Below are 8947 nucleotides of genomic sequence, written 5' to 3' on the forward strand. Positions count from 1 at the left end.
AGGGTTAATTCTCTTAGTTGCACTTTTTTTGGGACACCGCTTTTATTCTCCTGTTGATTTAACCAACTCTACAACGGTTAAAGCACCGCATGCAGTTCTTTCGCCTGCGCTCGGACAACACATTGACAAAGTTTTCGTTGATCACAATACACAAGTCTCTAAAGGGGAAATTCTTTATACCCTGAAAGATGACAAAATTACCGCAGCAATCACCGAAGTTGAATCAGGCTTAGTTGAAAACCAACGAAGAATTGAAGCCCAAGAAGTAAGACTCGCCCAAGCAAATCGCAACTTAAATCGTAGCTTAGGGATGGATAAGCACGTTAGTATTAAAGAGCTTGAAGAAGCTCAAGACTACGTCGATTTAACGGTCGCTGACCTAAAGGTCATGGAAGCCCAAAGAGAAGGTTTGCAGGCAAAGAAACGTAGTTTAGAATTTGATTTGTCACGCCTTACCGTAACCGCTCCATTTGATGGTTTAATCACTCACGTATACATTGCAGATGGTTCACGTGTAGGCTCACTACATATTTGGGACACATCTAAAAAGTTTGTAGAAATGCGTATCCCTGATCAAACCTACGACAATATTAAGGTAGGTCAATTTAGTGAGTTCTACGTGGATGCCTTTCCAGGACAAATCTTTAGAACACGCGTTCACAGTATTGTCGATGCAACTGGTGAGTCTCAGGGAAATCTGTTCCCGGGAGAACAGAATGTTTCAGCGCATATTCAGCGTGGCGCGGCTCCAATCGGACGGACGGTCATCTTGGAGATGGATGAAGCCACCATGGATATAATGCCAATCGGAGCTACGGGTTCTGCATGGATTAGTGCAGAGAAGCCATACCCTATTTTAGGCTTTATCGACATCATTGGTGGAGCAACCCTTCGCCTAACATCAGTGAAGTCTTTCCTATTTGCACTATAAGAACAGGATGGAACAAATAAGCTACCAAATAAGGTATTTGGTAGCTTTTAACTATAAATACTGGTTATTTTTGATATTAATATCAACCTCTGCATTTACCCTCTTCATTCTCTTAAAATTGTTTTTCCAATAACATTAAATTGTGAAAATAATGAATCCACACTTTAAAAGAACCTCCTTACTTATTTGCTTGGTTGCTTGCACATCTTTGTCTCATGCAGAAGAAGGTGAATTACAAGACATGTCTAACCCACTTGCCGTCTACTCTACCGCGGGTATTGGCGTCACGGACAAAGGGGTAAATGTAAAACTAGGCCAATCCTACGACGTTGGAAAACCGGGTCACGGCGGGATGAACATTTTAGAGATTAAAGGTATTGGGGGGGATGCTCTTGGCTTTAGAGATAGCTCTGTAGACCAATTTAGTAATGTTGATGACTCAATTGATTCGGTACGCTTTAGAAACTTTAATGTTGATTTTACAAAGATGCGTGGCCGACAAATAGACGTTAACTACGATGTTGCAACAGACAGCTTTAATACCTCTTATAGTGTGATCCAAGGTGCACCAGCAATGGGTAAGCTCAAGTTATACCCACTAGCCGGACTGGGCTTAAATATCACCAATGAGGTAGATGTAGACCCAGATACCGGCAATGAAACAAAACAAGGTTATAAAATTCCAGGCACATTTGCCATGGTAGGCATGTACAGTACTTTGCAAATCACCGATAACATTTGGTTCAACTACAACCCCATGTACATGCTCTCTCTATCGGGCTCTGATATCTATACAAAGCACGGATTTAGCGGCGACAGCGATGTACTAAATCATGAAGCCGCGCTCTCTTACCAAATCAACCCAAGAACTAACATTCGTTATTTTTCAAATTGGAGTGACAAGGTAAGTTTTTCTGACGGTGACCACCGAATCGAGATCAACTATCAATTCTAACCTTTAATCTTACTTATACATTTTAAGGATCCAACCAAATGAAACTGACACGAATCTCTCTTGGTGTTATGGCTGCGTGTACCATTTTTACACCCTTTCTCGCCAATAGCGCTGGTTTAAGCATGTCTCAATTGGCTACAACAAAAAGCGTTGCGACAGCAGGCGCAGCTAACGTGACAAACAGCTCTGACTCTTCTGCCACCATCTCTAATGCAGCGGCACTGTCTGGCATTGAGGAAAGATCATATGTTTCGGGGGCTCAGTACACCAATGTGTTCAACCAGTTCACTCGTGATGATACAGGAGAGAGCACAGAAGCTTCTAAGGGATTAATTGCTCCCCACGCATCCTATGCTAAAAGACTGAATGAAGAGTCTGTATTTGGTATCAGTCTTCATTCTGCCGGAGGTTTAGGCGTTGAATACAGCAATGGTGTGGGTGCCAACCCAATAAACGCAATCTCTGAAAATGCCATCACTGTCGTTGATATTACAAGTGGTATTTCATATGCAATCAACGACAAACTCTCACTTGGCGCCTCTTTGATTCTGCAGTACATGAAAGTAGATGTCATTGGTGGGATGAACACACAGCTTGAAGAACTCGCCACTGGCGACAGCATCGCCCCTTCCTTTGCACTTAGCACACATTATGAGTTAAGCGATAGTACACATTTGGGTATGCAGTATCGACACAAAACAGACCATGAAATCGATGTTGATACGTCGTTAGATATTAACCCCACAGCGGCGCTATCTTGGGTTACCAGTGTAGACATGGGTCTTAAGCACCAACTGTCCGAACAAACAGCTCTAATGGTTAACGCCAAGTTTGAAAACTGGGAAGATCACGATGACAAGTATACATGGACTTATTCTGTCGGCCTTGGTGCAGAACATAAGCTGGATAAGCTAACGATTTATGGTGGCGCTAGTTACGACTCTTCACCCGTCAGTGAAAATGATCGAGACGTACTGCTGCCTGTTGACGAACAATGGCGCATCGGGTTTGGTGGTGAATACGAGCTTGAGTCAGGCAATAAATTAGGTCTAGCATATCAGTACCAAAATAATGGAACAGCTGATATCTCAGCAAACAACGGGTTGCTTCAGCCAACCGGAAGCTATGAAGATAACCGCATTCACTTTGTAACCGTATCCTATCGTCACTGATTCATCAATAGACTTGATACTTACCGTGCACTGACCTTTTAGGCTCGCACGGTGTTATTGCTTACTTCCATTCACTCACCAGTTTCTCTGCTCCCACTACGAAACGCTTCTATAAGCAATGTTCCTTACCCTGAACAATATCCATCTTTATGACTTCAAGGAATGCGATAGCTTGTACAAGAACAATCTTCTTGATGAGACGACGTCAAGCAAGATGACACACCCTAAAGGTTGAACTACATGCCTAGCTCGAAGTTGGAGTTTCAATAATTAGTGCCTAAATGATGCAGTCACTCAACAATACAGTTGTTGAATCGTTGCAAAGGGCCATCATTCACTACCTATTAGTTGGTATCTCTTGGTGTAAAGGGGTTGAGGCTATCAGACGATATCTCTCAACCTATATACAATACCGAGCATTAGTGAGAATATGGCAATCGATTTTTGCTTCAGATCAATAGCTTTGGGGTTGGCTGTATGTCAGGGAAGCTAGTGAGCCAGTCCATCGGCCCACTAGTTTAATGCGTAGAGGTGGTTATTTTACGTATTGGATGGTTAGGTTTTTAAATTCGCCATCAAACTTGAATGGGAAGGCTTTATAGTATGCATTTGATACTGGAGACGCTTCATCGCTCCCTACATCAAAACCGTCGTTCAATGAGAACATTGAAGGGACAGTCGAAGGAATACGACCATTGGCATACTCTTTACCGTCTACCTTAAGAACGATATCCATTGGCGCGTATGGACGTGGCTCTACCATACGGGCTTCAACCATGATTTCCACATCTCCTTTAGGAAGCTTCTTATCTGCTGAAATAATCGTACGTTCCATTAGGAAGTTGTTGTACTCATAGTTCAGATAACCGTCTTTCACAAAGAAAGTTACACCACCTGCATAAGCGCCCGTTGCGAAAATTACGCCGTTTGTTTCAGGTGTTACTTTTGCCTTCAGTGTTGCATTGTAAGAAGCAGTAAAGATTTTAGGCGCTGCAAATTCAGGAATACGAATCGTCGGGCTTGCAAAATCCCAAACAGATTGATCTTTTACTGGAGCATCCTGAGGGTTGATAAGCGCCGTTGACCAGAAGCTACCACCGATAGGAAGCACATCATTTTTCTGCGCTTCTTCTAGGAAGATCGCTTTCATCTCTTCAAGCTTCTCTGGGTACTTATCAGCAAGATCGTTCGCTTGAGACCAGTCTTCCTCGATGTTGTAGAGTTCCCATTGGTCTTCGTTTGGATTCCACTTCGAAATGTCGACGCCACCTGCTAGCCAAGGCACGCGTGGAGAGAAGGTTCCAGCAAACCAACCATCATGATAGATACCACGACTACCCATGATTTCGAAGTATTGGGTCTTCTTATGGCCTTCAGCTTTTGCATCGTCAAATGAGTAAACCATACTCACACCATCAATTGGGTCTTGGGCATGGCCGTTAACCATCATTGGTGCTTCGATATCAAGGATATCGTAAACAGTTGGGGCGATGTCATTAACATGGTGGAATTGAGGACGTGGAGTGTCGTCGTGTTTAATGCCATCAGGCCAACTAACCGCTAACGGTTGACGAGTACCACCAAAGTGACCAGCGATCAGCTTAGTCGATTTATATGGTGTGCTACCTGCCCACGCCCAACCTGCATGCATCATGTTTTCCGTTTTAGGAGAACCAATCGCCACTAAACCGCCAATTTTTTCTAGCGCTTCAATTTGCTGTTTAGTGGTTGTTTGGATAGCATTCTGGGCTAACAGCTCTGCAATTGTACCATTTTGACCTTCTGCTGAAGCACCATTGTCACCGAAAATGTAGAAGATAATTGTATTATCTTTTTTACCCATTTTTTCTAGCTCATCGATCACTCGACCAGCTTGCACATCGGCGTGCTCCATAAAGCCTGCATAAACTTCCATCAATCGAATTTGGAAATCACGTTCTTCTTCTGGAATGTCATCCCATGCTGCAAGAGTCTCTGGACGTGCTGTTAGCTTAGTGTTTCCAGGAATCCATCCGATCTCTTTAGCTCGTTCAAAGACGCGCTCACGATATTCGTCCCAACCGCCGTCGAATTTGCCTTTGTACTTATCAGCCCACTCTTTTTGGATGTGGTGTGGGCCGTGTGCTGCGCCCGGAGCCCAGTACATGAAAAATGGTTTTTCAGGTTGAAGTGCTTCTTGGGTATGTAACCAAGTGATGGCACGTTCTGCCATGTCTTCACTTAGATGGTAACCTTCTTCATGCACAATAGATGGATCAACCATTGTCGTATTGTGTACTAAAGCAGGTTCCCAGTGAGACGCTTCACCACCTAGGAAACCATAGAAGTGCTCAAAGCCGTAGCCCGTTGGCCAATTATCAAATGGGCCGACTTCGCTGGTTTCAGCAGCAGGCGTATTGTGCCATTTACCAAATGCAGATGTCGCGTAACCATATTGACGAAGCACTTCTGCCATTGTTGCGCTGGTTTTTGGAATAACACCAGAATAGCCATCCCAGTCATTAGCAAACTCGGCAATAACACCATTACCGACACGGTGGTGGTTACGGCCAGTAAGTAACGCTGCTCGAGTCGGCGAACACATAGCCGTAGAGTGGAAACGGTTAAATGAAATACCTTCATTGGCGACCTTAGTGAGCGTAGGAGTGTTAATCTCACCGCCATAGGTGCTTGCTTGGCCTGGGCCCACATCATCAAGCATGATGATCATGATGTTAGGTGCATCTTCAGGAAGGTAACTCTTCACTTCTCGTTTCTTATGCTCTGATTCAGCAATAGTGACGCCAGCCTTAGATGCTGATGGTACCTCTGGGAAGGGGAGTACTTTTTGCGCTAATGTTGGCGTAGATGATGCAGCAAAACACATCATCATCGCCGCACTAATTTTATTCATTCTTAGACCTTTTGATTATAGAAAAATCAGCCAAATATTAGAATGAATAGCGAGTGTGAGGTAGATGATGGGCCTTATTTAATATATAAGCCATGTTTATTTATTGGCAATTAGAGCTAGGAATAATGCAATAAACACCGTTAATTTAGCGATTTTCCATAGAAAAACCACCTCAATCATAAATGCAGTTTATAGTAAATGAAATTCAGAGCGTCTGTATAAACAAGATTTATATATGTAGGATTGCCTTCCGTTACTGTTTACTTAAAAGGGTAACGATTTGCTTACCGAACTCCGCAACTATAAAGGCTATTCATTATGCAAGTCTCATCTAACTATCACATTATGGCGAAACCAACAGGTTCAATCTGCAATATAGGGTGCGATTATTGTTTTTATTTGGAGAAGCATAAGCTATACCCTGAACGCGAGCATAACTGGCGAATGGACGATGAAACACTTGAACAATACATCAAGCAAACGATTCATGCCCAAGACAATGATTACGTACAGTTTACCTGGCAAGGTGGTGAACCTATGATGATGGGGCTACCTTTCTATGAAAAAGCAGTGCGCCTAAGCAAGCACTATTCAAACGGTAAGCAGATAGAGCACACTTTTCAAACTAATGGATTACTTATTGACGATGCGTGGTGCCAATTCTTCAAAGAGAATAATTTCCTTATTGGGATTTCTATTGATGGCCCAGAAGAGCTTCACGACCATTTCAGAAAAACTCGCGCTGGAAAACCAACACATAGCAAAGTGGTACAGGGTATAAACTTGCTTCGAAAGCATGGCGTCGAGTTCAATACCCTAACTGTGGTGAGCAGTGAGAATGTTAAACACCCGCTAAGAGTATATGAGTTCCTGAAAGAGATCGGTTCATCTTATATTCAATTTATACCTCTGGTTGAAAGAGAGTCTCACACCGAGAAAAATAATCCACTTCGTCTAGTATTACCACACGAACCGGCAGCTGAGGTAACTTCGTGGTCTGTGCCACCCAAAGCCTATGGCCAATTCCTATCAGAGATTTTTGACGTGTGGGTTCGTAGGGATGTGGGGCGAGTTTTTATCAATATGTTTGATAGTACGCTCAGTGCTTGGTGTGATTGTTCGTCGAGCATATGCCATCTTTCTGAAACATGCGGAAACGCGTTTGTTCTTGAATCAAATGGCGATTTGTATAGTTGCGACCACTATGTATATCCTGAATACCTGATCGGGAATATTAACCAAAAGACCATCAATGAGTGCAAAGTAACACCACAAGCAATAGAGTTTCGGACAAAAAAGCAGCTCGAACTTACCCCAGAATGCGAAAGCTGTGAATATAAGTTTGCCTGTAATGGAGGATGCCCTAAACATAGGTTTTCAGTTAGCGGCGAAGGTTACCCAAGACATAACTATTTTTGCCAGGGGTACAAAGCTTTTTTTGAGCACAGCGCCAAGTATATGCAGACGATGAGAACACTTATCAATAGCGGACGCTATGCCGATGAAATTATGCTGATGCTTGCGTATCAAGAAAGTAGTAAACTGACAACCACTGGTTCGACAGGGCGTAATGAGTCTTGTCCATGCGAGAGTGGAAAGAAGTATAAGCATTGCTGTGGCAAACAATGAGGCTAGTGATGGACTTAGATTTAAACCTGCTGAAAGTTTTTTTAGAAGTATATCAGTATCAATCTTATACCAAGGCATCGTTAACCTTGGGCATAACCCAGCCCGCTGTTAGTGCTTCGATTAAGAGATTGGAACAGGAAATTGGAGAGTCATTGTTCTATAGAGAGGGCCGTGGAATGAAGCCTACTGCAATGGCAATTCGTTTAGCCGCTCGATTTAGAATTGGGTTCGATGAGATACAAAACGCCTTGGCAGATAGGTTTGTTTACTCTGCTTACATAAGTGAAACTTTGGCAATCAATCTTCCGGATTTGCCTTCTATCTCTGTGGAGCATACTCCAGCAAATCAAGAAGAGTTAATCCATAACCTTAAATCTTTGTCTATTGATTTGGCCGTTGGCATCATCATGGGTAAAGATCATGCAATTATTAGTGAGCCGATATTTCGAGAGTCGACGGTTGTTGTTTGCTCTAACAAACACCCTCGCATTGGTAGTGAAATCTCCAAAGAAGAGTTTTACGCAGAGAATCACACAGCATTAGCAACAACCTGGAAAGGGATGGATGGTTTTGCGCACATCTCCCAAGACTCAGGTGAGGAGAGAAAGGTCCTTTGCAAAGCTCTTTCGGTGTCTGCTGTTCTTTTAGATATTGGTTCGAGTGAACGTATAGCGGTTATACCCCATCGAATTGCGATGATGTGGAAAGACGCTCTGGGATTAAAAGTGCTTCACAATCCGATTGAACATAAACAATTGGAATACAGCCTTGCTTATCATAGGAGATATCACAATACAGAGAAGCATAGACAATTAAGGGAAACCATAAAAGACGTCATTGTACACCAAAATACAATGCCTTAAATCATTTGTACTCTGCTGTAGAAGTCGATAAACAACATATGATTTCATTACACCCTTGATAGGTCACTAAATGAAAACGGTACTCTGCTTTTTGAGATTCAAGTACGTGGTGCTGCACCCGCTAAAGCCCCGTCTGAAAAATCAAGCAGCGACTTCTTCAACGGAACAATGGGATAGATATAGTTACTTTAGAGGAAGAAAACCTTCACCGTGAAACACTAAATTAGAAAAAACGGTTTCTCAAATTTGTTCAGAAGCGACAATTACCAGCATCAATATTGCGTAACAATTCACACAAAGATTATTGGCGAAGGATGCCGTTTGTACTCGGTACAGGGAGTTTTTGGGGCATTGCTATTCTATCGTTTGATATAACCTCAGCTATTGAACACTAAGTAACGGAGTCCGTTGCTGAATAACTATTTTAGAACGCAATAGGGCATAGGCGTGCAGAATCGCTTGGTGATCACACGTGCAGAATTACACGTGCAGAATTACTAGTCC

General features: G+C 42.9%; 6 protein-coding genes. 5 read left to right on the top strand and 1 reads right to left on the bottom strand.

What is annotated here, in order from left to right; translation table 11 throughout:
• The 3 genes from MD588_RS25705 to MD588_RS25715 form a co-directional block, all read left to right on the top strand.
• A partial coding sequence (locus MD588_RS25705; protein ID WP_265700798.1) for an HlyD family secretion protein occupies nucleotides 1-931 on the top strand: 931 nt, incomplete at its 5' end.
• A gap of 151 nt (nucleotides 932-1082) precedes the next feature.
• Entirely contained in the window at nucleotides 1083-1886 is an 804-nt protein-coding gene (locus MD588_RS25710) for a hypothetical protein (RefSeq protein ID WP_265700800.1), read from the top strand.
• Between the two features lie 38 nt (nucleotides 1887-1924).
• Nucleotides 1925-3058: an OmpP1/FadL family transporter gene (locus tag MD588_RS25715; RefSeq protein ID WP_265700802.1), complete on the top strand. Its 1134-nt coding sequence runs from the start codon at nucleotides 1925-1927 to the stop codon at nucleotides 3056-3058.
• A gap of 535 nt (nucleotides 3059-3593) precedes the next feature.
• Here MD588_RS25715 and MD588_RS25720 read toward each other — a convergent pair.
• On the bottom strand, nucleotides 3594-5951 hold the full coding sequence (locus MD588_RS25720) for an arylsulfatase (RefSeq protein WP_265700803.1): 2358 nt from the start codon (nucleotides 5949-5951) through the stop codon (nucleotides 3594-3596).
• Nucleotides 5952-6269: 318 nt separating this feature from the next.
• Between MD588_RS25720 and MD588_RS25725 the strand changes: the two genes are divergently transcribed.
• Entirely contained in the window at nucleotides 6270-7580 is a 1311-nt protein-coding gene (locus MD588_RS25725; protein WP_265700804.1) for an anaerobic sulfatase maturase, read from the top strand.
• Between the two features lie 8 nt (nucleotides 7581-7588).
• Nucleotides 7589-8443, top strand: a complete 855-nt coding sequence (locus MD588_RS25730; protein ID WP_265700806.1) for a LysR family transcriptional regulator — start codon at nucleotides 7589-7591, stop codon at nucleotides 8441-8443.
• Nucleotides 8444-8947: the final 504 nt, after the last annotated feature.

The organism is Photobacterium obscurum, from assembly GCF_026191635.1.
Classification (GTDB): Bacteria; Pseudomonadota; Gammaproteobacteria; order Enterobacterales; family Vibrionaceae; genus Photobacterium; species Photobacterium obscurum.

Bases quoted from the DNA above. Each gene is read 5' to 3' on its own strand.
- MD588_RS25730 (WP_265700806.1), top strand. From the start codon at position 7,589: ATGGACTTAGATTTAAACCTGCTGAAAGTTTTTTTAGAAGTATATCAG.
- MD588_RS25725 (WP_265700804.1), top strand. From the start codon at position 6,270: ATGCAAGTCTCATCTAACTATCACATTATGGCGAAACCAACAGGTTCA.
- MD588_RS25715 (WP_265700802.1), top strand. From the start codon at position 1,925: ATGAAACTGACACGAATCTCTCTTGGTGTTATGGCTGCGTGTACCATT.
- MD588_RS25710 (WP_265700800.1), top strand. From the start codon at position 1,083: ATGAATCCACACTTTAAAAGAACCTCCTTACTTATTTGCTTGGTTGCT.
- MD588_RS25720 (WP_265700803.1), bottom strand. From the start codon at position 5,951: ATGAATAAAATTAGTGCGGCGATGATGATGTGTTTTGCTGCATCATCT.